Here is a 22,460-nt window from a genome sequence, read left to right on the forward strand (position 1 = left end):
GGTGCACCACAAAAGCCCCGCCTTCAAGGTCACAAGCCTGGAGGCGGGGCTTTGTCGTTCCCGGAGCCGTGGCCTCAGGCTCCCCCGGGCGCGCTGCCGGAGGAACCCCTGACTTGCAGCTCGCTGCTGACCAGGTGCTTCCGGCCCGGCAGCCCGGGGTTGCCCAGCCGCTCCAGGATGTACTTGCCGGCCTGGACGCCGACGGCAAGGTTGCCGTTGTCCACCGAGGTCAGGGACAGGTGGCGGATGCGGGCCAGGTACGTGTTGTCGTAGCCGACCAGGGAAAGGTCACCCGGAACTGTCACCCCCGAGTCCGCCGCGGCGGAGAGAACGCCGATGCAGGCAATGTCGTTGAAGGCGAAAATGGCCGTTGGCCGGGCAGCGGCAGTCAGCAGGGTCCTGGCCGCACTGTAGCCGCTTTCCTCACTCATGCCACCTGCCGCCGTGCGGGGTTCCAGCCCCGCAGCGTGCATCGCCTGCTCATAACCCGCCCGCCGCAGGCGTCCGATCTCGCCGGGGCCCTGAAGGTGGGCAATGCGCGTGTGCCCGAGGCCAATGAGGTGCTCCGTGGCCTTCCGTGCTCCGGCGGCGTCGTCGTTGACCACCACGTCCACGCCCGGCAGCTCAGGGTCAAGGGTGCCCGCCAGAACCACGGGAACCACCGCCGAGGCGCTCCTGATGGCCTCCGGCTCCGTGGTGGTTCCCACCACCACCAGACCGTCGATCCGCTGCTCCAGCAGCGCCTCGACTGACGGCCGGCCGATCCGGTGGTCCGTGTAGGAATCGGCAAGGACGGGCGAAACGCCGGCGGAGTGCAGGGAAGCGGAGAGACCTTCGAGGAGCTCGATGAACCAGGGATTCCGGAGGTCATTGAGCAGGACGCCAACTGTACCTGTGCGCGGCATGGAGAGTCCGCGGGCGAGCTTGTTGGGCCGGTAACCGAGCTCTTCCATCGACTCAAGCACCGCCCGCCGTCGGGCTTCACTGACGTTCCCGGAACCCTGCAGAACCAGCGAAACGAGCGATTTGGACACTCCGGCCCGTTCCGCCACATCGCGGATGGTGGGTTTCGCCGCGGGCGGGGCCCCCTTGGGAAACGATGTGCTCACTGTGATCCTCTTCCGGTCTTGGCAGTTGGCGCGGCCCGCCCGGTACCAGCCTAAGGGTTGACGGGCAGGTCGTTCGTCCTCGATCATGGACCGGTCCAAGAAAATTCCAAAGAATCAAAGAGGATCCTCATGAGTGAACCGCACGCACGGTGGCTGGTGGCCGGAATGGTCGGAGGCGGCGCAGGGGCAGACATCGGCAAGACGCATCGCCGGGCCATGCGCCTGGACGGCGAATTCGATCTCCGGGCCGGCGTCTTTGGCCGCCAACCGGAACACTCCGCTGCCCTGGCGTCCGAACTGGGCATTCCGGAGGACCGGCACTACGCCGGCTTCCGCGAAATGGCGGAACAGGAAGCAGGCCGGGAAGACGGCGTCGATGTGGTGGTTGTTGCCACCCCGAATGACAGCCACTTCGAGATTGCCCGCAGTTTCCTTGAGGCCGGTATCTCCGTGGTGTGCGAGAAGCCGCTGACCCGGGATTCAGTGACCGCCGCGGAACTGGTGCGGATCGCCGCCGACAACGGCGCCATCCTGGCCGTCCCGCACTGCTATTCCGCCTACGCCATGGTGCGGCACGCGGCCCGCATGGTGCGGGACGGGCAGCTCGGCACCATCACCTTCGCGGACGTGGAGCACGCCTCGGGCTGGGCGGCCTCTCCCCTCGAGCAGGGCGGCCACAAGCAGGCCACCTGGCGGACGGACCCGGATATCGCCGGCTTCCCCAGCGTCGTGGGAGACCTTGGCACGCACGGCTTCCACCTTCTTCGCTACGTCACCGGGCTTGAAGCGGAGCGGGTGTCCGGCCGGCTGAAGACCCTGGTTCCGGGCAGGCGGGTCTTCGACCACGCCACGGTCGAACTGCAGCTCACCGGTGAGGTTCCCGGCCGGTTGTGGGCCAGCATGGCCGCCGCCGGCCACAACCACGGCCTGCGCATCCGGGTTTTCGGCACGCAGGGGAACCTCGAATGGCAGCATGAGGACCCGCATCACCTGACGGTCCAGGACCTCGACGGGACCACGACGGTGCTGACGGAGGGGCTCAGCACGCTGTCGGAGGACGCCTCCCGCCTCACCAGGGTGGGCCTTGGGCATCCTGAAGGGTTCCTTGAAGCCTTCGCCAACTTCTACCGCGACCTGGCCGTGGAACTGCGCGCCCGCCGGGACGGTACCCTGCCGGAGACCCGGGAGCTGTCCTTCCCCACGGGATACGACGGCCTGGTAGGCGTCAGGTTCGTTGAGGCTGTCGCCGCATCACATGCCGAGGATGCCGCCTGGGTGGCCCCGGCAGGTGCCACGGAAATGGCAGGAGTCTGACGATGCAGCGCTTCGCACTCCTTGGCGCCGGCTTCATTGGTTCCGTTCACGCCGCCAATCTCGCCGCCCACCCGGATGTTGATTTCCAGCTGGTGTTTGATGTTGACCAGGACCGCGCGAAGGCCCTCGCTGCCACGCATGGCGCCCGCGCCGCTGCGGACCTGGCAGAAGTGTTTGACGCCGCGGCCATCGACGCGGTGTTCATCGCATCCTCCACAGATACCCATGCCGCGCATCTGCGCCGTGCCGCCGAGGCAGGACTGGCGGTGCTGTGTGAAAAACCGATCGACCTGGACCTTGGGCAGGCCCGGGAGACTGCCGCCTTTGTTGGCCGGCACGCCGTGCCGGTCATGGTGGATTTCAACCGCCGCTTCGACCGCGACTACGCCGAGCTCAAACGGATCGTCGATGCCGGGGAAATCGGAGACGTCGAGCTCATCCAGCTCACCAGCCGCGGCCCGGCCATGCCGCCGCTCCCCTACATCGCCACGTCGGGCGGCCAGATGCGCGACCAGGCCGTTCACTTCTTCGATCTGGCCCGCTGGCTGACAGGAGCGGACCCTGTTGAGGTTTTCGCCACCGGATCGGCCCTGGCCGAACCGCGGCTGGCCGAGTACGGCGATGTGGATACATCCGTGGTGTCCCTCAGGCTTCCCGGTGGCGCCCTGGTCCAGATCGACTGCGCGCGCCGTACCGGCTACGGCTATGACGAGCGGATCGAAATCATGGGTTCCCGCGGGATGGCTGAGGCCGGCCGCCACCGGACCGGCGCCGTGTCCCGGTATTTCGCGGGGCGGGTGGTGGCCGACGGCATGCATCCGGGCTGGTTCGAGCGGGTGCAGCCCACCTACGCCGCTGCGCTGGGCCATTTCGTCGCAGGTTTGGAGCACGGAACGGATAACGACGGCGGCGCACGGCTTACGCCGTCACTCCAGGATGGCCTGAAGGCACAGGCCATCGCTGAAGCGGCAACGCTGTCCCTACACACAGGAAGGACCGAGACGATCCAGTACTGACGCAGCGGGTTCAGGAGGCGGCCGTTCAGGAGGCAGCCGTTCAGGAGGCAGTGAGCCCGAACCGCGGATAGAGCAGTGGCAGTCCTGTTCGCACGCCGAAGTCCAGGGCATCTCCGCGGTGGCCCACACCGCTGCCCACAAAGCTCCGGGTCCGCATCCCGGCCGCCTTGGCATCCTGCGCGGCCGTCGCAGCCTGGGCTCCGTAGACACGGTCCAGGGATCCACTCGTAAAGATGGCGAGTTCGTCCGGATACCTGCGGGCTTTCATGATGTTGGCAGGTTCTTCCGCGGCGAAGGCTGCGTGGTTGCCCTTGAAAATGACGGCCACCGTGTGGGCCTCGGTTCCGTTGAGCGGCTTCAGCTCGCCGGAGATGTCGAGAATCGAGCCGAACAGATCGGGACGCTTGGCGCCAAAGGACAGCGCGCATTCGCCGCCGTTCGAATAGCCGCCCACCGCCCACTCGGTCCGGCGCGGATCCACGTTCAGGTTCCTGTGGATGTAATTGACAACGTCCTGGGTGACGTAGGTGTAGACCTTGCCCATGTCTGAGTCCACGCAGACGGGATTGTGGAACGGGTTTCCGAGCTGGTCGATGGTGAGCGTGATCGGGGCCAGGCCGTGGTTCTGCCTGGCCAGCGAATCGAGCACCCGGACCGTCGATTTGTCCTGCTCCGGCCCGCCGGGCTGGCCCATCATCATCACGAGGACGGGCAGTTCCGGCGGGTTGGGGACCAGTGCAGCCGGCGGCAGGTACAGGTGGGCGTCGCGGGCATGGAAACCCGAGGCAGTGGCCGGAATCGTGACTGCGCCGCTCCGCCCTGAAGCCGGCATGCCGGCGGGCGCTTTCCAGGTCTTCCACAGCGGCTGCCGGGATGCCGGTTTAGGGTCCAGCTTCGGCAGCGTGAGATGACCCGTTGTGTTCAGGTCCAGCAGTGCGCCCAGCGTGGTGTTCAGGCCGTAGGCGGCATTGATCCCGAGGGCCGCCGTCGAAATAAACAACGCGACGGACGCGACGGCGGCAATCTTGCGCCGCCACCGTGTGCGCCAAAGATTGACCAGGGCCAGGGCAACGCCACCGAAGGCGGCAACCACCCAGGCGCGGGTGTCCATGTCCAGCGGCAAACCGAAGACATTGATCCATGCTTCGCAGATGACGAGAGTAACAACCCCTGCTGCAACGCCGCCGGCAACCGCCAGGGCCGCAGTACGGATCCGCGTCAGGCCCGGCCTGAACAGCAGAAACAGCACAGCAAGGAGGCTTGCTGCATCAAAGGTGTCCAGCAGGGGTCTTTGAAGAATATTGAGGTCCAACAACTGCATCCTGGCTCCTTGCACGCCCCCAAAACAGGAGGGTAAGGCCGGAGCCTGACAGCTGCCTGAATGATTGCCGGGCGACGGCCCGGACCCTCAGCAAAGCTTCAGATTCGGGGTCTATGGTGATACCCGCCTGCAGAGCAAACAGGAGGATTCCGTTGTCGACGTGGCTGTATTCAACCAGTCTCCTGGAGGGCTGGTTCCCCAACACCCTGTGGGTGCTCGGTGCCGTATCGCTTGGATTCCTGCTGCTCCGCAGGCGCCGGCGCTGGTGGATCTTTGCCGGGGTAACGATGGGTGCCTCACTGGCAGCCTGCTTTGGCCTGGCATGGCTGCTGGTCCATGCGTTCTATGTCTGGCCGGAAGACCTTCCTCCGGAGGTTGTCGCCTGGACCGGGCTGGGCGCCTTTGCCGCCGCGGCGGCGGTAGGCAACATAGCCCGTGGCGGCCTTCTCCGGGCTCTGGCCGCGCCGGTTGCCGCCCTCTGTGTCCTGAGCCTGTGTGCCCTGCAGATCAACGCCTACTTTGGTTTTATGCCAACAGTCGGGACCCTGCTCGGGAAGTCCTCGTCCACGCTGCTGCCCCTGGAATCAGCGCTGAAAAAGCACGGCGACGCTGTGTCCTTCGAGACCTCACCCGTGTACGAGCGCTGGCACAGGCCGCTGAACCTTGCCGCGTCCGGCGTCATGCGGCACGCCGAAATCCCCGGCACCGTTTCCGGCTTCTCCGGCCGCCACGCGCACATCTACCTGCCGCCCGCTTACTTGGTGAAAAACCGGCCAAAGCTTCCGGTCCTGGTTCTGGTCGGCAGCCAGCCAGGGTGGCCCGGGGTATGGGCGGTCAGCGGAAATCTGGTCCAGGCGATGAACCAGTTCGCCGGGGCGCACCACGGGCTGGCGCCCGTGGTGGTGATCCCGGACCCGAACGGGACCGAGGACGGAAACACCATGTGCATGGACACGACATTCGCCAAAACCGATACCTACATGAGCGTGGACGTGCCGGACTGGATCAAGCACAACCTCGACGTGGACTCCGACCCGCGCCACTGGGCCGTGGGCGGCTTCTCCTTCGGCGGCACCTGCGCTGTCCAGATGGCCACCCGGCACCCCGGGGTCTACCCGAACTTCATGAGCTTTGCCGGCGAGCGCGAGCCTGCCCTCGCGGTCTCGCGGCAGGAGACGGCAGACAAGGCATTCGCCGGAAACCTGGCCGCGTTCACTGCTGAAGTCCCGCTGACCCTGCTGGCCCAACGGCACTACCCGGACAGCTACGGCTTTTTCGCGGCCGGCGCCGATGACAGCGAATTCCGGGACAACGCCGTCGTACTGTCAGCGGCCGCCGTCAAAGCCGGAATGCATGTCAGGACGGCCATCATTCCGGATGCCGGACATTCGTGGAAGGTCGTGCTGGACTCGATGCAGCAGGCACTGAACTTCATGGCCCGGCCCATGGGGCTGGTCCCGTGAGAGAAACGTTCGCGAAAGAAGCCCGGCCCGGCCGGGCCCCGAGGCTGATGGCGATCGGGCGCCTGTTCCTCAGAATTCCCCTCGCGTCGTGCCTGACCATCACCGTGTGGACTGCCGCCGTCGCATCACATTCAGTTGCTGCCGGCCCGCCGGCGGCAATCCGGAACGCGGTGGCGCCGAGCCTGTCCACTGCCGGCCAGGGCGACTTCCGGGCCCTGTTCCTCTCCATTTTCTTCACCGGGAGTCTGGCCTCCTACCTGCTGGCCAGCGCCGTCATCCTCGCCGCAGTGGGCTTCGCCGAGTCCACGATGGGCAGATGGCGGACGGCGGCAGCTTTCCTCGGCGGCCATTTTGGTGCCCTGGTGCTGTACCTCGCGGCAGTCGAGGCCGGCTCCGCACTCGGCAGCGACTGGCTGGCCAGCATGAAGCGGGCGGTCGTCATGGGGCCGTATGCAGGCGCTCTTGCTGCGGCCATGGCCGCCAGTCCCCTTGTCAGTGCGCTGTGGCGCCGGCGGCTGCGTTCCGTGGCCGTCGCCGTGACGCTGATGCTTCTCCTGTACGTCGGGCATCCGATAACTCTGGTGGCATTCCTGGGTTTGCTGTGCGGGTTGGTACTGGGCCAGGTCATGCACCGCAACACCGCCCGGGCCTCCCGCCTCTCCGCCCATTTCGCCCGTTCGTCAAGCAGGGAAACGAGGGCGCTGCTCTCCATGACTGTGGCTGTCTTTGCGGCCGGTCCGGCAATGGCCGCGCTGGCACAGGCCCCCTCGGGTCCGCTGGCCGTTCTTCGGGACCTGATCGTCAATCCGGTTCCCACCATCGGGCAGCTTCAGGCCAACTGCCCGGCGGCAATCGACCTCAGCTGCGCGCAGGTGGTCCACAGCCCCGGCCTCAACGGACCGGGCGGCGTCGCCCTGTCCGTGGTGCCGTTCCTGATGCTCCTCGTGTGCGCGGAAGGCCTCCGGCGGGGACACCGCCTGGCGCTCTGGCTGACCATCGGCGTGCACGTGGTGATCGCCGTTCTCTCGGCCCTGCACCTGCAGCTCTTCTCACTGTTCGGGACCTACATGCGCACCGGCGGCCGTGTGCTTTCCGTGGACTCGGCGATCGTCGAAGTGCTCCCGGTTGTGCTGGTCCCCTTCGTCATCGCAGCATTGCTGTTCGTCAGCCGCCGGCACTTCATTGTCGACCCGGATCCCGTGCTGCGGCACCGGACGCAGGTCCTGCTCCCGTCCCTTTTCGCCGTGTTTGTCCTCGGATACGTGATCGCATGGTTCGCCGAGGACAACTACCACCGCCGCGCCGGGCTGCTGGCCCTGCTCACCACGCTCCCGAGGATGTTCCTGCCCTACCCGTTTTCCTTCCGCTATTCCGTGTCGGTCTATCCGCACGGATTCTTTTCCACCCTGCTCTTCAGCTTTGGTGGGGCCATCTACTGGCTGGTGGCCATGATGAGCGTCCTCGGGCTCTTCCTCAGCCGCAGGCTGAGGGAGACGCGCCAGGAGTTCGAGCAGGCCCTGGCCAAGGAACTCGTCCGGATGGGTGGCGGCTCGTTGTCGTGGATGGCCCTGTGGCCCAATAACCGCTATTGGTTCAACGACGCCGGGACGGCCGGCATCGCGTACCAGGTCCACTTCAATGTGGCCGTCACCGTAGGCGGCCCCTTCGGCAGCCCCGCGGACGCGTACGCGGCCGCCGAAGAGTTCACGCGCTTTTGTGCAGCCCACTCCCTGGCGCCCTGCTGGTATTCCGTCGCCGATGACCAGTGGGAACACCTGGGGAGGCTGGGGTATCGGCGGGTCGCCGTTGCCGAGGAGACGCTGCTGCCCATCCGTGAACTCGAGTTCAGGGGGAAGGAGTGGCAGAACGTCCGCACCGCAATCAACAAGGCGCGGAAGCTCGGAATCGCCGCGCTCTGGTCGACCTATGGCGAACTGACAGGCAGCCTGCGGGCACAGGTCCACGAGATTTCCGAAGCATGGGTGGCCGACAAGGCCCTGCCGGAAATGGGGTTCACGCTGGGCAGCCTGGAAGAACTGAAGGATGACGAGGTTCTGCTGTGCCTGGCCGTGGACACCCAGGGCACAGTGCACGGCGTGACCAGTTGGCTTCCGGTGTTCGCCGGCGGACGTGTCGTCAGCCGGACCCTGGACTTCATGCGGCGCAGCCGCGGCTCCTTTCCCGGCGTCATGGAGTTCCTGATCGCCTCCGCCGTCATTCACTTCAAGGAGACCCTGGACGTCATATCGCTCTCCGGTTCCCCGTTGGTCAAGGCTGGTACCGCCAGCTCCGGACCGGCCGGCTCCCGTACCCCCGGCCCGGGTCCGGCGGCCGGAGCCGCCACAGCAGCCACAGAAGGGGATGTCCTGGGGAGGTTCCTGAACCTCCTGGGAAGTGGCCTCGAACCCGTTTACGGGTTCCGTTCGCTTGCAGCGTTCAAGGCCCGGTTCCAGCCCAGGCACCGGACCCTGTACATGATGTACCAGGACCCGCTGTGGCTGCCGCGCATCGGGCGCGCTGTCACCGAGGCATACATGCCCAACATCTCCTTCCGGCAGACAGCGAAGCTGGTGCGCGAAATTGTGGGCTAGGCGGCGGGCGGCGGTGGACCTGCCGGTTCCTCCGCAATTGCCCGGGCCGGGGCTGTCAGCGGCGTGCCCTGGCCCCGGTCCCGTGCCCTGGAGGGCGCGTGGGCGATCAATGCCAGTGTCGCGCCGATGAGGACGAGGTTCTTCATGACGAACTCACCGTCCGCTGTGAGGAGCAGCGGGTCGCCGTCGGCAAACATCAGCCCGGGCAGCATCACGAAGGTCAGGAACGTTCCGCACAGGTGCGCAGCCAGGGTCGGGAGTACCAGGCGCAAGGCCACCCCGGCGACGACCGCCGCGCCGAGCAGCACTTCAACTGCACCGAGAACGAGCACCACCATGTGCGGCTCTGCCCAGGGGAGAGTTCCGGCGACCATTTTCGCAACCGGCGAAACGCCTGCCACTTTCAGCGCTCCGAACCACATGAACACGACTCCAAGCAGAATACGCAGCGATGGCAACGCCGCAGGGCGAAGCACCCGCACGAGGCGTGCATCGGCAGCACACCCAAGACGCAACAGCAGCCCGCCCCCGCGCAGCAGATTTTTCATCGTTTCCCTCCCTGGCATTGGGGACAGCCGCCTCCCCGCTTATTGGATGCAGGGAGGCTACGGGAGGGCCCTTGTGTTTTCCTTTGGCACGCAGCCGCGGGGCGGGTCCCCGCAGGCGCCAGGGCGTGGCTCTTTTCCGCGTCAGCCCGCCGTTTGGAGCGCTACCCGCACCGGCTGGCCGGACTGCAGCGACGCCTGGGCGGCGTCGGCCACCATCGACGCCGCGACGGCATCCTCCGGTGTGCAGGGGTTCTCCCGCAGTCCCAGAACTACTTCCACGAAGGCAGCCATCTCGGCGCGGTACGCCCCGTGGAACCGCTCGGCGAAAGTCGTGTGCGGCGGCCCCGCCGGGAAACGCACTCCGGATTCGGCAGAGGACATGGCCATCTGTTCATCCATCCCCACCATGACGGACCCGGCGGATCCCTGGAGTTCCAGCCGGACATCATGGCCGGCCCCGTTGTAACGGGTGGCCGAGACCGTTCCGACGCTGCCGTCGTCGAACGTCACCACGGCCAGCGCGGTATCGACGTCGCCGACGGCGCCGATTGCAGGGTCACCGTTGTTTGACCCCTTGGCGAAAACCTCCACGATTTCCCTGCCCGTGAGCCAACGGAGGATATCGAAATCGTGGACGGAACAGTCGCGGAAGAGCCCGCCGGACGTCGCGAGGAACTCCACCGGCGGCGGCGTCATGTCGCACGTGACGGCCCTGACCGTATGGAGCCATCCCAGCTCCCCGGCGTCTAAGGCGCGCTTGGCCTCCAGGTAGCCAGGATCGAACCGGCGCTGATGGCCGATCTGCACCGTACCGCCCGTAGCCCGGATATGGTCGAGGACGGGCAGTGAATCCTGGACGTTCACTGCCACAGGCTTTTCGCAGAACACCGGAATGCCGGCGTCCACGCCCGCCCCGATCAGGTCCGGATGCGTTGCCGTTCCGGTGGCAATGACGAGGCCGTCGATGCCGGATTCAAGCAGCGCTTCAACGGACGGAACGAATCCGGCGCCTGTTTCAGCCGCCAGGGACCGGGCGTGCTCGGCGGCTACGTCGGTCAGCCTGAGGTTTACAGCCGTGCCCTGCGGCCCCGTCAGTCCGTTCAGCCCAGTGATGTTCCGGGCGTGCATAGCGCCGATCCGGCCCACTCCCACGAGCCCAAGTGTTACTTCTTTCATGCTGCTCCTTGCTGTCACGGGTTTCCCTACTCCGGTGCCCGGCCGGGTTCCGCCGTGGTCTCGTGCACGTCGGCGACCTCGGCCTGGACTTCCTTGAGGGCGTCGGTGTGGCCGCCGAGCTGTTCGAGTTCGTGGGCGAGTTCAGCGAGTTCGGCGCCGCCGGCCATCTGCGCGGTGAGTTCCTCCAGCGTGATGTCCTTCTTTTCGTAGTAGCCGATCGATTTGCCGCGCTTGAGCAGCAGGAACCGGTCCCCCACCGGGAAGGCGTGGTGCGGGTTGTGGGTGATGAAGATGACCCCGAGGCCCCGGTCCCTTGCCTGCAGGATGTAGCGGAGCACGACGCCGGACTGCTTGACGCCCAGGGCAGCGGTGGGTTCGTCCAGGATCAGGACCTTTGCGCCGAAGTACACGGCCCGGGCGATCGCGACACACTGGCGTTCACCGCCGGAGAGCTGCCCGATGGGCTGCTCGACGTCACGCAGATCGATGCCCATGTCCGCGAGTTCCTTCTTGGTGATGTCCTTCATCCGCTGGACATCCAGGCGTTTGAACGGCCCGGCCCCGGTGGTGATCTCCGAACCGAGGAAGAAGTTCCGCCAGATCGGCATCAGCGACACCACAGCCAGATCCTGGTACACGGTCGCGATGCCGACGTCGAGCGCCTCACGCGGGGAGCTGAATTTACGGGCCTCGCCCATGATGTTCAGGACGCCGTCGTCGTGCTGGTGCAGGCCGGCGATGATCTTGATCAGCGTGGACTTCCCCGCGCCGTTATCCCCCAGGACACAGGTGACCCGGCCGTTGTCCACCGCCATCGTCACATCGCTCAGCGCGATGATGTTCCCGTAATGCTTCCCGACTCCGTCGAGGGAGAGCAGATGCACCGGGGTGTGCGTCAGCGGGTCCTTCTCGTCCTTCAGCAGCGTCTGCTGGTCAATCTGATGTGCGTTCATGCCTCTTCGGCCCCTTCTACTTCAGTTCCGCGCGGCGTTTGACGATCAGGTTCACGATGGTGGCCAGCAGCAGCATCAGGCCCAGGAAGAACTTGAACCAGTCCGGGTTCCACTGCGCGTACACAATGCCCTTGTTCGCCATCCCGAAAATGAACGCTCCGATGGCTCCGCCCACAGCCGACCCGTAGCCGCCGGTTAGCAGGCACCCGCCGATCACCGCGGCGATGATGTAGAGGAACTCGTTGCCCACACCCTCACCGGACTGCACGGCATCGAACGCGAACAGGTTATGCATGCCCAGCACCCAGCCGCAGAACCCGACCGCCATGAACAGTCCGATCTTGGTCTTCGTCACCGGGACACCCACCGCCCGGGCAGCGTTCGCGTCCCCGCCTGCAGCGAAAATCCAGTTCCCCACCCGGGTCCGCAGCAAAACCCACGAGGCCACCGCCACCAGGGCAATCCAGATGAACACCGTGATCTTGACCTCCACCCCGCCGAGGGTGATCGAGGACGCGAAGATCGCCTGCGCCGAGGAGAACCCGTCCATCGTGGAGATCGACGGCGACGACACCGACCCGCCGATCAGCCTGGTCAGGCCCAGGTTCAGGCCGGTCAGCATCAAAAACGTCGCCAGGGTCACGATGAAGCTGGGCAGCTTGGTCTTGATCAGGATCCACCCGTTGATGAACCCGATGCCGAGGGAGACCACCAGGGCCAGGCCGACGCCGACCCACACGTTCGTGCTGAAATACCAGCTGAACAGCGACGCCGTCAGCGCCGAACTGATCACCGCCACACCGGTGGAAAGGTCAAACTCCCCGCCGATCATCAGCAGCGACACGCCTACGGCCATGATGCCGATGGTCGAGGACCCGTACAGCACGGTCGCGAACGCGTTCGGCTGGATGAAGGTCTGCGACACCGAAGCGAAGAAGACAAAAAGGACAACAGCGCCCACGAGGGCACCGACCTCGGGCCGGCCGAGGAGCTTCTGCAGCGGATTCTTCCTGCCGATCCGCTCGTCGGCCACGGCGGGTTTAGTCATGGTCTGGGTCATGGTCATTGGAATGCTCCTTGCTGCCCGGTCCGGCCATTGCGCCGGACCGGGCTGGCGGACTGCTAGCGGATGCCCTGCTGGGCGAAAGTGAGGGCGTTGGCGGCTCCGGCTTTGTCCACGATGGTGGGACCGGTCAGCACAGGCTGGCCGCCGCCGACCTTGAAGCCGCCGCGCTTGAACTGCCACAGCGCGTCCACGGAACCGTATCCCTGCAGCCAGGGCTGCTGGTCAACGGTGAATTCAACAGCGCCGTCCGCAATCTTCTGGGCGAGCTCGGCATTCATGTCAAAGGAGGCCACCTTGACCTTGCTGCCGGCCGCGGTCACCGCCTTAAGGATGGTCAGCGTGTAGGGCGCCCCCAGGCCGATGATGACGTCGGCGTCGGCCGTCGCCTGCAGCTTGGCGGTGACGGTGGAGGATACCTGGGTCATATCAGTACCCTGCACATACAGGATCTCCGTCGCCGGTACCTTCGACTTCACACCCGCGCAGCGGGCTTCGAGGCCAACGTGCCCCTGCTCCTGGATGACGCAGATCGCGTGCTTGAGTCCGAGGGAGTTGAGCTTGTCCCCCACGGCTTCACCGGCGAGCTTCTCATTGGAACCGAAGTGCGTGAACGCACCGAGCTGGGCAGAAACGGACTCACCCGCATTGAGGCTCACCACGGGGATGCCGGCGTCGGTGGCTTTCTTAAGGGCGTCCTTAAGGGCGTCCGGCTTGGCCAGGGTCACTGCGATGCCGTCCACCTTCTGGTCCACGGCCTGCTGGATCAGCTGGGCCTGGCGGCCACCCTCGGGGTCGGAGGTGTAGAGCAGTTCCACATTGTCCTTGGCGGCGGCTTCCTCGGCACCCTTGCGGACGATGTCCCAGAAGGTATCACCTGGAGCGGCATGCGTGATGAGGGCGATCTTGATGCGCGGCGTCGACGCGGCCTGGCCGCCGCCGCCCCCGGCATTGGCGTTCTCCGGTGCCCTGCCGCCGCTGGATGAGCAGGCGCTGAGGGCCAGCATCGGTACCACGGCGGCAACCAGGGCCACCCTCCGCCATGAAAATTTCTTCACCGAAAATCTCCTTTGATCCGGGGTCCGTCGGTGCCACACCGCACCGGCCGGAATGTTGATATCTCCGATCATCGTGACTCGGATCACGCTTGTCAATCTTTGTCCTAACATTAGGACGATATTAGTTTTCTCGCGCCTACTCGCCAGCGAAGGCGTGCCGGAACGCTGATAGGGCTTTGTCGCCCGCTGCCGGTCCCGAGCCGCCCGACGCGGCCGCCTCAAGGCCAATAACACCCGAGTAGCCGGCACCTGCGAGCGCTTTGGCCACGGCGCTGTAGTTGATCTCCCCTGTTCCGGGCTCGCACCGGCCCGGGACGTCGGCTACCTGGATTTCCCCGACCCACGGCAGTGCGCCGCGGACAAGTTCGATCAGGTTCCCTTCGCCGATCTGGGCGTGATAAAGATCCAGCATCATCTTCACGTTCGGGTGGCCAACCGCGGACACCAGTGCCTGCGTGTCTTTGGCCCGGGCCAGCGGTATCCCCGGGTGGTCCAGGACCGTGTTGAGGTTCTCGAGCGCAAAGACCACGCCGTGCCGTTCACCCAGGCTGCCCAGCCGCTCCAGGGTGCGGAGGCCGGTCAGCCACATCTGGCCGGTGGCGCGGTGGAGGGGCCGCACAGCAACCCCGCCGCCGCCGAGTTCAGCCGGATGGACGACCATCCGCTCGACGCCGAGCTCCAGCGCCGCCGGAATGAGCTTCGCCGCCGATTCAACAACGCGGTCCGAGCTCTCGGCGTCGATGAGGCTGCCCCCGAAGTAGCCGCTCATGGAGGAAAACCGGGCACCTGTGGCCACCAGAGCTGGAATGTCACGGTTCCGTGTATCCCACAGCTCCACGTCGAAGCCCTGCTCATGAATGCGCCGCACCCGTTCGAGGAAGGGCAGTTCGCCGTAGATCATTTCGGCGCAGGCTGCCAGCCGGAAGTTCATGCGCCGGGCCCCGCGTGCTGCCCCGTGCGCTCCAGCCCCGGCTCGGCCGGGCGCAGCCGCGCCACAGCCGATACCTCAACCGGGACGCCGGTTTCGTGCGACCGGACGGCCGCCAGCGCCACCGCGAGCGCATTGCGGGCATCGACGCCGCCAGGAGCCGGTGTTCCAACCGCTGCGCCGCCGGCGCAGCGCGCCGCAACGCCGTCAACAAAGCGGGCAAGTTCGGCCGTGTACGCATCGTGGAACAGGTCAATGTTCAGCCGCACGGTGTCCGAGGCAATGCCCGCGGCTGTGTAGCTCACGGCGCTCGATGCCTGTGGTCCGCCGGCAGCGACCATGCCCGCGGACCCGAAGACTTCGCCCCGGACGTCGTAGCCATACAGGGCATTGAAGTTGGCTTCGGCCACCGCGATGGCCCCGTTGCTGTAGGTCACAGTCACCACCGCCGTGTCCAGCAGTCCTCCGGCTTTCGCCTCGGGCGCCACGAGGGCGTCAGCCACTGCGTGCACCTTCAGCGGCACCGCTCCCGGATTCAGCCAGTTGAGGGTGTCGAAATCATGGATCAGCGTTTCCAGGAAGATCGTTCCGGGGGCGATGCGCTCCGGGGAGGCAATCCCGGCCGCGGTACCCGGGTCCCGCGTAAGGGAACGCATCAGCTGCGGAGTGCCCACGGCACCGTCGTCGATCAGCTTCCGCGCTGCAGCAAAGTCCGCCGCGAAGCGCCGGTTGAACCCGAACTGGACGTTGACCCCGGCAGCATCCGCAGCAGCCAGCGCCTCATCCAGTTCCTCGACAGTGCGGCCGCCCGGCTTTTCGCAGAACACATCCTTCCCTGCCCGGGCCGCAGCCGCGATCAGGCCGGAATGGAACCTTACCGGTGATGCAATCAGGACCGCATCAATCTCGGGGTCATTGATCACGTCCGCCGGATCTGCGGTAATTCTGGCAACGCCGAGCCTGCCTGCCAAGGCCTCGGCGGCGGCAAGGGCGGGATCAGCGACGGCATCCAGCCGCGCGTTCGGAAGCCGGTGCGCCACGGACTCGGCGTGGAAGGCGCCGATCCACCCTGCTCCAATCAGGCCAAGGCGCACGGGGCGGTTTTCGGCGGCCGGCTGGTGGACGTAGGTCATAATCAATCCTCTTCTGCAGTCTCTAGATCGTTCTAGTGAACTGATCGTGGCACAGCCTTGGTGTTCTGTCTAGATCGTTCTATAGACTGCTGGCAGCAAAGGAGGCACATGACTGAACAGCAACGGCGGCCCACCCTCATGGATGTGGCCGCAGCGGCCGGCGTATCACGGGCCCTGGTTTCCATCGTGATGCGCGGCGCCCCCGGCGCGGCCGAAGCCACCCGGAAAAAGGTGCTCGAGTCCGCACGCGAGCTGGGCTACCGGCCCGACAGCCGCGCCCGGCTGTTGCGCAGCACCCGCACCAAACTCCTGGGCCTCAGCTTCTCCACGGCCCATGCGTTCCATGCCGAGATTGTGGACGCCGCCTACGCCGAGGCCAGCGCCAAAGGCTACGAACTGGCGTTGGGCGGCGTCACGAGCGGCAGGCCCGAGTCCCGGACCATCGAGGCCCTTCTGGACTTCGGGTCCGAGGCCCTGATCCTGGTCTCGCCCACGCTCAGCAGCGACGAACTGGGGCGGTACGCCGGCCAGGTGCCGGTGGTGAGCCTCCTCCGGAACGACGTCGGCGACCTCACCGACTCGGTGAGCAGCGACGACCACGAGGGAATCCGGATGGCCGTGGAGCACTTGGTGTCCCTGGGGCACCGGCGGATTGTGCATGTCGACGGCGGTTCTGCCGTTTCTGCCGAACCGCGCCGCGCTGCCTTCAGGGCGGAGATGGAACGCCGCGGCCTGGAGCCGGCCATTGTTGCCGGCGGCGCGATGGAGGAAGACGGAATGGCCGCCGGCAATTCACTTCGCGAAGACATGCCCACAGCCGTCATCGCGTTCAACGACAGGGCGGCCCTTGGACTCATCGAGAGCCTCCGGGCACAGGGGCTGAACATTCCGGCGGATGTGTCAGTACTGGGCTATGACGACAGCCAGTTCGCGCGGCTCAGCTACGTGCAGCTGTCCTCGATCAGCCAGGACGCCCCGCTGCTGGCTGCGGCAGCCGTGGACCGGGCCGTGGCGCGGATAGAAGGAACCCAGCCAGCCGGGCATGTGGTGCGGATCCCGCACCTGGTGGCGCGCCGAACCACGGCCGCCCCTGCCGGCGGATAGGTGGGGTGCTAGGAATTGGCGGTGCTAGGAATTGGCGGTGCTAGGAATTGGCGGTGCTAGGAATTGGCTTCGACGGTCAGCCCGGCGTCGGCTCCGGCAACAATGGCGCTGGTCTCCGGCGAAGCGAAGCGCTTGGCCAGCTCCCGGACCACGGCCTGAAGTTCCTGGCGGAGCACGTCCGGGTCAATGGACGCCGCGGCGAGGACGGACCGTTCCATGTCCGCTGCAGCCATCACGGCTTCGGTGCCCCGCTCGGTGAGCGACACGACGTGGCTGCGGCGGTCCGATGTGCTGCGCTGCCGCACGATGTGCCCGTGCGATTCGAGGCGGCTGAGCGTCTTGCCCATGGTTTGGGCCTGCACCCGGACGAGCTGGGCAAGCTGCGCCTGCGTCATGGGGCCGCTGTTGTAGAGCACCTCGATGGCGATGACGCCGGCATGGGTCAGGCCGATGGCGCCCAGCTTCTCGTTCCATGAGTGCTCAACAAGGCGGGCCGCCGTGGACAAGAGGCGCCCTGTGGGCCAGCGATCCATATCAGGCATACCACCAAGTATAACTAAGCCTGATTAGTACCCGGCACGAAGCCCTTACTAAGCTGAAATGTCCTGACCTAGAACAAGGAGACAACGTTGGCTGAAAAACTTACGCCGGGCGACACCGCCCCCGGTTTCACGCTGAAGGACGCCACGGGTGCGGACGTCAGCCTCGGCGACTACCGCGGCCGGAACACCATCGTCTATTTCTACCCGGCTGCCGCCACGCCCGGATGCACCAAGCAGGCCTGCGATTTCCGCGACAGCCTGGCATCCCTTCAGGCCGCAGGCTACGAGGTCCTGGGGATCTCGCCGGACCCTGTGGGCAAGCTGGCCAAATTCGCCGACGCCGAGGGCCTCACCTTCCCGCTCCTGTCGGACGAAGACCATGCCGTCGCCGAGGCATACGCCGCGTGGGGCGAGAAGAAGAACTACGGCCGGACCTACGAGGGCCTCATCCGCTCCACCGTGGTGGTGGACCAGGACGGCAAGGTTGCCGTGGCCCAGTACAACGTCCGCGCCACCGGACACGTCGCCAAGCTGCGCAAGGACCTCAAGCTCTCAGAGGCTTGATGACCCTGCGCCCTGACGTTCCCGCTCCTGCCGCGGGAACCGCACAGGTGACGGTACAATTGAGGCTGGCATCCGCCGTCGTACGTTTTTGCTGCTGCCGGCAGCAGGAAGGCTCAACGGGCGGAGCCGGGCGCGAGTGGTGAAATTGGCAGACACGCAGGATTTAGGTTCCTGTGCCTTCGGGCGTGGGGGTTCAAGTCCCCCCTTGCGCACTGCAGATAAGACTGTGCACAAATACAAGAAGAGGAAATCCCGGGCTTCGGCCCGGGATTTCCCCATTTAAGAAACCCTCCGCCAGGAAATTTTCGGGTTCACCCATCCATGGCTGCAGAGCAGGCGAATACCCAGTGAGCCATCTGGCCCGTTCGTCGGCACAACTAAGGAGAACCCAAATGCAGTCCTTCAAGCGCCCCGCCTTCACCGCCGCAAGTCTCGCAGCCGCAGCCCTGCTGAGCCTCACCGCCTGCGGCGGCTCCGCCGGCACATCCGGCAGCTCATCGGCCGCACCCGAACAGTCGAGCATGGCACCGTCGAGCATGGCGCCGTCGCCGTCAGAGACTTCGGCGGCAGCCATGGATCCGGCCGCCAACCTCGCCGGGCCCGGCTGTGCCGACTACGCCAAGCAGGTTCCCAGCGGCAAGGGCTCGGTCGCCGGCATGGCCCTGGACCCCGTGGCCGTAGCCGCATCGAACAACCCGCTGCTGAAGACGCTGACAGCCGCTGTCTCCGGCAAGCTGAATCCGAAAGTCAATCTGGTCGACACGCTGAACGGCAGTCAGTTCACGGTGTTCGCGCCGGTTGACGATGCCTTCGCGAAAGTCGACGCAGCAACGATCGAGACCCTCAAGAAGGACGACGCGCTCCTGAGCAAGATCCTCACCTACCACGTGGTCCCGGGCCAGATCACCCCGGACAAGATCGTGGGAACGCACAAGACCGTGCAGGGCGGATCGGTGACGGTGACCGGCACCAAGGATGCCCTCAAGGTGGACGGGGCCAACGTGATCTGTGGCGGCGTCCAGACGGCGAACGCCACCGTTTACCTGGTGGACTCGGTCCTGATGCCCAAGTAACCGCCGGGCCTGGTCCCGGACGCGTCCCGGACAAAAGCCGCGGTCCGCACCCGAGCGTGCGGACCGCGGCTTTTTGTCTGCCGGGCGTGTCCTGGCTCACGCATAAGCCAGGGGTGTGCGATCCGTCAACTAGACTGGGTGCCGGGCAAGCAGCCGCCCACGCGCACCCCAGCAGTCCAGAGGTGGTAATCGAGTGCCCAGCAGCAGTATCCCGCGCCGTACGGCCCTCAAGACCGGCGCCGTCCTCCTGGGCCTGTCCCTCACGTCCTGCACGAGCGAAGCCCGGCCCACGCCGTCGTCCGCCGCGGCGAGCACCACAACAGCCGCCGCTGCACCGTCAGAGACCTTTACGTTCGGCACGGCCTCGCAGCCCCTGGGCCTGGACCCTGCCCTGGCCAACGACGTCGAATCGCAGCGGGTCACCCGGCAGGTCCTGGAAGGACTCGTGGGTGTTGACCAGACAACGGGCGAGCCCACGCCGCTGCTGGCGACCGAGTGGACAGAATCGGCGGACGGCATGTCCTACACTTTCACCCTTCGCCCGGGCATCAGGTTTCACGACGGCTCCCCTTTCAACGCCGACGCCGTCTGCACCAATTTCGAGCGCTGGTTCAAGTTTCCGGAGGCGCTGCGGAAGCAGGCGCCCGGCACGACCTTCAAGGGCGTCTTCAAGGAACACGCGGACCACGCGGAGCTGTCCGTCTTCAAATCCTGCACCGCCCTGTCCGCCCTGCGCGTGCGGATCAACCTCACGGAGCGCTTCACCGGCTTCCTCCAGGCCCTGACGCTGCCTGCGTTCGCCATTTCCTCCCCCAAGGCACTCGCCGCCGGAAAGGCCGACCAGCTCAGCCTGCGGCGCGGCAGCCAGGCACTGTCGGCTTACGCCACGCGCCCCGTGGGCACCGGCCCCTTCCGGTTCTCCGCCTGGGACAGCGCGGGCGTCACCCTCGCGGCCAACAAGGAGTACTGGGGCGCGCAGGGACAGATCGCCACGCTCAAGTTCATCACCTACGACCACCCGCAGACGCGGCTGCAGGCCCTGCTGGACGGCCGGATCGACGGCTATGACACCGTGACGGTGGGCAACTTCGACCAGCTGGTCAAGCGCGGCATGCAGATCATCCAGCGGGACCCGTTCTCGGTGATGTATCTCGGCATGAACCAGGAAATACCCGTGCTGAAGAACCTCAAGGTCCGCCAGGCGATCGAGCTCGCCATCGACAAGGACACGCTGATCAGGCGCTTCTTCATCGACAACACGGCCCAGGCCTCACAGTTCGTTCCACCCAAGCTCAGCGGCTTCAACAACAACGCACCCGCGCTGGGGCATGACCCCGCCAAGGCGAAGGAACTCCTGGCGGAGGCCGGCTACAGGGGCCAGGCGCTGAAGTTCTACTACCCCATGAACGTCACCCGGCCGTACCTGCCCACGCCGGAGAAGGTCTATGCGGAGATCAGCCGCCAGCTCACGGCAGTCGGCCTGAACATCAGACCCGTCCCCGTCGACTGGACGGACGGCTATCTGCAGAAGGTGCAGAACCCCGGCGACCATGCCCTGCACCTGCTCGGCTGGAACGGTTCCTATGCCGACGCGGACAACTTCCTCGCGCCGCTTTTCGGGGAAAAGAACGGCGAGTTCGGCTACCAGGACCCGCAGGTGTTCGCCAAGATCGACCGCGCCCGCGGCCTCCCGGACGGCCAGGAGCGCACGCAGCAGTACCAGACCATCAACGCCCAGATCGCTGAGTCGTTGCCGGCCGTCCCCATCGCGTTCCCGATCTCCGCACTGGCCCTGTCCGACCGGGTGATCAGCTACCCCGCCTCGCCGGTATTAAATGAAGTTTTCACCAAGGTCCAGCTGAGGCCTTGACGCCGGGGGCCAATTTCAGTTAGTGGGCGGTGCAGGGATATTCTGTGACAGCCAGAGCCGCCTATCGGAGACTGATTGTGACCTTCATTTCCAAGACCCAAAATGCCGACGTCGTCCTCATTGGCGGCGGCATCATGAGCGCCACGCTGGGTGCGTTCATCAAGCAGCTCGAACCCAACTGGACCATCTCCCTGTTCGAGCGGCTTGACGAGGCCGGCCTGGAGAGCTCGGGACCGTGGAACAACGCCGGCACCGGACACGCCGCGCTGTGTGAGCTTAATTACTCCCCCGCAGCCAAAGACGGCTCGGTCAATCCTGCCAAGGCACTGCACATCAACGAGCAGTACCAGCTGTCCCGCCAGTTCTGGTCCCACCTGGTGGACAACTCCCTGATCGGCTCGCCCAAGGGTTTCATCAACACCGTTCCGCACATGAGTTTCGTCATCGGCGACGACAACTCCAACTTCCTCAAGACCCGGTACAACGCGCTCAAGGAGCACACGCTGTTCCGGAGCATGGAGTACTCCGAGGACTTCGCCCAGATCGCCAAGTGGGCGCCGCTGATCGTCAAGGGGCGCGACACGAAGCAGCGCGTCGCCGCCACCCGCGCCGCCGAGGGCACCGACGTCGACTTCGGCGCCCTGACCCGGGAGCTGACCGGCTACCTCGCCAACAACGGCGTCGAGATCAACTACGGCCACGACGTCACCGATGTGCGCCGGGCGTCCGACGGCGGCTGGGACCTTTCGCTCAAGCACCCCGCTTCCGGTGAGCGCGGCAGCATCCGGGCCAAGTTCGTCTTCGTCGGCGCCGGTGGCGGGGCGCTGCACCTGCTGCAGGCCTCGGGCATCCCGGAAAGCAAGGGCTTCGGCGGGTTCCCCGTCTCCGGCCAGTTTTTCCGCTGCACCGACCCGTCCCTCGCGTCCCAGCACAACGCCAAGGTCTACGGCCAGGCTTCCGTCGGCGCGCCGCCCATGTCCGTGCCGCACCTGGACACCCGCTACGTCAACGGCAAGCGCTCCCTGCTGTTCGGCCCGTATGCCGGCTTCTCCACGAACTTCCTGAAGAACGGCAGCTACCTGGACCTCCCGCTGTCCATCCGGCCGAGCAACATCATTCCGATGCTCGCCGTGGCCAAGGACAACATGGACCTGACCGCGTACCTGGTCAAGGAGGTGGCCAAGCGCCACGGTGACAAGGTCGAGGCGCTCCGCGAGTACTACCCCGAGGCCAAGGACGGCGACTGGGAACTTATCACCGCTGGCCAGCGTGTGCAGATCATCAAGAAGGATCCGAAGAAGGGCGGTGTCCTGCAGTTCGGCACCGAGGTGATCGCCGCCCGCGACGGTTCCGTCGGCGCCCTCCTCGGCGCTTCGCCGGGGGCTTCCACGGCCGTGCCGATCATGATCGAGCTCCTGCAGAAGTCCTTCCCCAAGAACTTCAAGGGCTGGCAGTCCAAGCTCAAGGAAATGATGCCGGGCTACGGTGTCAAGCTCAACGAAAACCCGGAGCTGGCGGCTGAACTCGAGAAGGCCACCGCCAAGAGCCTTCAGCTGGAAGCATCGCCCGCAGTCCAGCGTTGACCTACCAGCGCTGACCCGGCGCGGGTTGCGGCAGGCATCACCGAAGGCAAA

Annotated in this window: 19 protein-coding genes and 1 tRNA gene; 10 read left to right on the forward strand and 10 right to left on the reverse strand. The window is 66.0% G+C overall.

Annotation, left to right across the window (positions count from 1 at the left end; genetic code table 11):
- Nucleotides 1-74: 74 nt before the first annotated feature.
- The gene (locus ACFRAH_RS05240; protein ID WP_377989857.1) at nucleotides 75-1,109 is read right to left on the reverse strand and encodes a LacI family DNA-binding transcriptional regulator; all 1,035 of its coding nucleotides are present in this window, start codon (nucleotides 1,107-1,109) and stop codon (nucleotides 75-77) included.
- 129 nt (nucleotides 1,110-1,238) lie between these two features.
- Here ACFRAH_RS05240 and ACFRAH_RS05245 point away from each other — a divergent pair, with 129 nt between their 5' ends.
- On the forward strand, nucleotides 1,239-2,423 hold the full coding sequence (locus ACFRAH_RS05245; protein WP_377989858.1) for a Gfo/Idh/MocA family protein: 1,185 nt from the start codon (nucleotides 1,239-1,241) through the stop codon (nucleotides 2,421-2,423).
- 2 nt (nucleotides 2,424-2,425) lie between these two features.
- A complete protein-coding gene (locus ACFRAH_RS05250; protein ID WP_377989859.1) occupies nucleotides 2,426-3,439 on the forward strand; it encodes a Gfo/Idh/MocA family oxidoreductase in 1,014 nt (337 codons plus the stop codon).
- A 40-nt stretch (nucleotides 3,440-3,479) separates the two neighbouring features.
- Here ACFRAH_RS05250 and ACFRAH_RS05255 read toward each other — a convergent pair whose 3' ends face one another.
- Nucleotides 3,480-4,760 carry an alpha/beta hydrolase gene (locus tag ACFRAH_RS05255; RefSeq protein WP_377989860.1) on the reverse strand — a complete coding sequence of 427 codons (1,281 nt, stop codon included), beginning with the start codon at nucleotides 4,758-4,760 and terminating at the stop codon, nucleotides 3,480-3,482.
- A 152-nt stretch (nucleotides 4,761-4,912) separates the two neighbouring features.
- Here ACFRAH_RS05255 and ACFRAH_RS05260 point away from each other — a divergent pair, with 152 nt between their 5' ends.
- Together ACFRAH_RS05260 and ACFRAH_RS05265 are read left to right on the forward strand one after the other, a co-directional pair.
- On the forward strand, nucleotides 4,913-6,223 hold the full coding sequence (locus ACFRAH_RS05260) for an alpha/beta hydrolase (RefSeq protein WP_377989861.1): 1,311 nt from the start codon (nucleotides 4,913-4,915) through the stop codon (nucleotides 6,221-6,223).
- Entirely contained in the window at nucleotides 6,220-8,814 is a 2,595-nt protein-coding gene (locus tag ACFRAH_RS05265; protein WP_377989862.1) for a bifunctional lysylphosphatidylglycerol flippase/synthetase MprF, read from the forward strand. Before ACFRAH_RS05260 ends, ACFRAH_RS05265 begins: the two co-directional genes overlap by 4 nt.
- Here ACFRAH_RS05265 and ACFRAH_RS05270 read toward each other — a convergent pair.
- From ACFRAH_RS05270 to ACFRAH_RS05300, 7 genes are all read right to left on the reverse strand, one after another.
- Nucleotides 8,811-9,362 (reverse strand): DoxX family protein, encoded by a 552-nt coding sequence (locus ACFRAH_RS05270; RefSeq protein WP_377989863.1) that lies wholly within the window; start codon nucleotides 9,360-9,362, stop codon nucleotides 8,811-8,813. The two genes, ACFRAH_RS05265 and ACFRAH_RS05270, sit on opposite strands and share 4 nt — an antisense overlap.
- A 141-nt stretch (nucleotides 9,363-9,503) precedes the next feature.
- Nucleotides 9,504-10,538 carry a Gfo/Idh/MocA family oxidoreductase gene (locus ACFRAH_RS05275; RefSeq protein ID WP_377989864.1) on the reverse strand — a complete coding sequence of 345 codons (1,035 nt, stop codon included), beginning with the start codon at nucleotides 10,536-10,538 and terminating at the stop codon, nucleotides 9,504-9,506.
- Between the two features lie 26 nt (nucleotides 10,539-10,564).
- The gene (locus ACFRAH_RS05280) at nucleotides 10,565-11,491 is read right to left on the reverse strand and encodes an ATP-binding cassette domain-containing protein (RefSeq protein ID WP_377989865.1); all 927 of its coding nucleotides are present in this window, start codon (nucleotides 11,489-11,491) and stop codon (nucleotides 10,565-10,567) included.
- A gap of 16 nt (nucleotides 11,492-11,507) precedes the next feature.
- Nucleotides 11,508-12,557, reverse strand: coding sequence for an ABC transporter permease (locus ACFRAH_RS05285; RefSeq protein ID WP_377989866.1), 1,050 nt, complete (start codon nucleotides 12,555-12,557; stop codon nucleotides 11,508-11,510).
- Nucleotides 12,558-12,613: 56 nt separating this feature from the next.
- On the reverse strand, nucleotides 12,614-13,612 hold the full coding sequence (locus tag ACFRAH_RS05290; protein ID WP_377989867.1) for a substrate-binding domain-containing protein: 999 nt from the start codon (nucleotides 13,610-13,612) through the stop codon (nucleotides 12,614-12,616).
- Nucleotides 13,613-13,748: 136 nt separating this feature from the next.
- Nucleotides 13,749-14,543: a TIM barrel protein gene (locus tag ACFRAH_RS05295; RefSeq protein ID WP_377989868.1), complete on the reverse strand. Its 795-nt coding sequence runs from the start codon at nucleotides 14,541-14,543 to the stop codon at nucleotides 13,749-13,751.
- Nucleotides 14,540-15,673 carry a Gfo/Idh/MocA family oxidoreductase gene (locus ACFRAH_RS05300; protein WP_377989869.1) on the reverse strand — a complete coding sequence of 378 codons (1,134 nt, stop codon included), beginning with the start codon at nucleotides 15,671-15,673 and terminating at the stop codon, nucleotides 14,540-14,542. The genes ACFRAH_RS05295 and ACFRAH_RS05300 overlap by 4 nt, the downstream gene beginning before the upstream one ends.
- A gap of 108 nt (nucleotides 15,674-15,781) precedes the next feature.
- Between ACFRAH_RS05300 and ACFRAH_RS05305 the strand changes: the two genes are divergently transcribed.
- Nucleotides 15,782-16,777, forward strand: a complete 996-nt coding sequence (locus ACFRAH_RS05305; protein ID WP_377989870.1) for a LacI family DNA-binding transcriptional regulator — start codon at nucleotides 15,782-15,784, stop codon at nucleotides 16,775-16,777.
- Nucleotides 16,778-16,833: 56 nt separating this feature from the next.
- Here ACFRAH_RS05305 and ACFRAH_RS05310 read toward each other — a convergent pair whose 3' ends face one another.
- On the reverse strand, nucleotides 16,834-17,310 hold the full coding sequence (locus ACFRAH_RS05310) for a MarR family winged helix-turn-helix transcriptional regulator (protein WP_377990045.1): 477 nt from the start codon (nucleotides 17,308-17,310) through the stop codon (nucleotides 16,834-16,836).
- A 96-nt stretch (nucleotides 17,311-17,406) separates the two neighbouring features.
- On the opposite strand from ACFRAH_RS05310, the gene bcp reads away from it, so the two are divergent.
- From bcp to ACFRAH_RS05335, 5 genes are all read left to right on the forward strand, one after another.
- On the forward strand, nucleotides 17,407-17,883 hold the full coding sequence (gene bcp / locus ACFRAH_RS05315) for a thioredoxin-dependent thiol peroxidase (protein WP_377989871.1): 477 nt from the start codon (nucleotides 17,407-17,409) through the stop codon (nucleotides 17,881-17,883).
- A 130-nt stretch (nucleotides 17,884-18,013) separates the two neighbouring features.
- Nucleotides 18,014-18,095 (forward strand) — tRNA-Leu (locus ACFRAH_RS05320).
- A 180-nt stretch (nucleotides 18,096-18,275) separates the two neighbouring features.
- Entirely contained in the window at nucleotides 18,276-18,956 is a 681-nt protein-coding gene (locus ACFRAH_RS05325; RefSeq protein WP_377989872.1) for a fasciclin domain-containing protein, read from the forward strand.
- Between the two features lie 193 nt (nucleotides 18,957-19,149).
- Nucleotides 19,150-20,826, forward strand: a complete 1,677-nt coding sequence (locus tag ACFRAH_RS05330; protein WP_377989873.1) for an ABC transporter substrate-binding protein — start codon at nucleotides 19,150-19,152, stop codon at nucleotides 20,824-20,826.
- A gap of 77 nt (nucleotides 20,827-20,903) precedes the next feature.
- Nucleotides 20,904-22,409: a malate:quinone oxidoreductase gene (locus ACFRAH_RS05335; protein ID WP_377989874.1), complete on the forward strand. Its 1,506-nt coding sequence runs from the start codon at nucleotides 20,904-20,906 to the stop codon at nucleotides 22,407-22,409.
- Nucleotides 22,410-22,460: the final 51 nt, after the last annotated feature.

It is taken from the genome of Arthrobacter sp. NPDC056727 (assembly GCF_042790555.1).
GTDB lineage: Bacteria > Actinomycetota > Actinomycetes > Actinomycetales > Micrococcaceae > Arthrobacter.

What these genes read in the sequence shown, in the direction of transcription:
- ACFRAH_RS05245 (WP_377989858.1), top strand. Translation starts at nt 1,239, where the DNA reads ATGAGTGAACCGCACGCACGGTGGCTGGTGGCCGGAATGGTCGGAGGC.
- ACFRAH_RS05250 (WP_377989859.1), top strand. Translation starts at nt 2,426, where the DNA reads ATGCAGCGCTTCGCACTCCTTGGCGCCGGCTTCATTGGTTCCGTTCAC.
- ACFRAH_RS05255 (WP_377989860.1), bottom strand. Translation starts at nt 4,760, where the DNA reads ATGCAGTTGTTGGACCTCAATATTCTTCAAAGACCCCTGCTGGACACC.
- ACFRAH_RS05270 (WP_377989863.1), bottom strand. Translation starts at nt 9,362, where the DNA reads ATGAAAAATCTGCTGCGCGGGGGCGGGCTGCTGTTGCGTCTTGGGTGT.
- ACFRAH_RS05275 (WP_377989864.1), bottom strand. Translation starts at nt 10,538, where the DNA reads ATGAAAGAAGTAACACTTGGGCTCGTGGGAGTGGGCCGGATCGGCGCT.
- ACFRAH_RS05280 (WP_377989865.1), bottom strand. Translation starts at nt 11,491, where the DNA reads ATGAACGCACATCAGATTGACCAGCAGACGCTGCTGAAGGACGAGAAG.
- ACFRAH_RS05285 (WP_377989866.1), bottom strand. Translation starts at nt 12,557, where the DNA reads ATGACCATGACCCAGACCATGACTAAACCCGCCGTGGCCGACGAGCGG.
- ACFRAH_RS05295 (WP_377989868.1), bottom strand. Translation starts at nt 14,543, where the DNA reads ATGAACTTCCGGCTGGCAGCCTGCGCCGAAATGATCTACGGCGAACTG.
- ACFRAH_RS05300 (WP_377989869.1), bottom strand. Translation starts at nt 15,673, where the DNA reads ATGACCTACGTCCACCAGCCGGCCGCCGAAAACCGCCCCGTGCGCCTT.
- ACFRAH_RS05305 (WP_377989870.1), top strand. Translation starts at nt 15,782, where the DNA reads ATGACTGAACAGCAACGGCGGCCCACCCTCATGGATGTGGCCGCAGCG.
- ACFRAH_RS05310 (WP_377990045.1), bottom strand. Translation starts at nt 17,310, where the DNA reads ATGGATCGCTGGCCCACAGGGCGCCTCTTGTCCACGGCGGCCCGCCTT.
- ACFRAH_RS05325 (WP_377989872.1), top strand. Translation starts at nt 18,276, where the DNA reads ATGCAGTCCTTCAAGCGCCCCGCCTTCACCGCCGCAAGTCTCGCAGCC.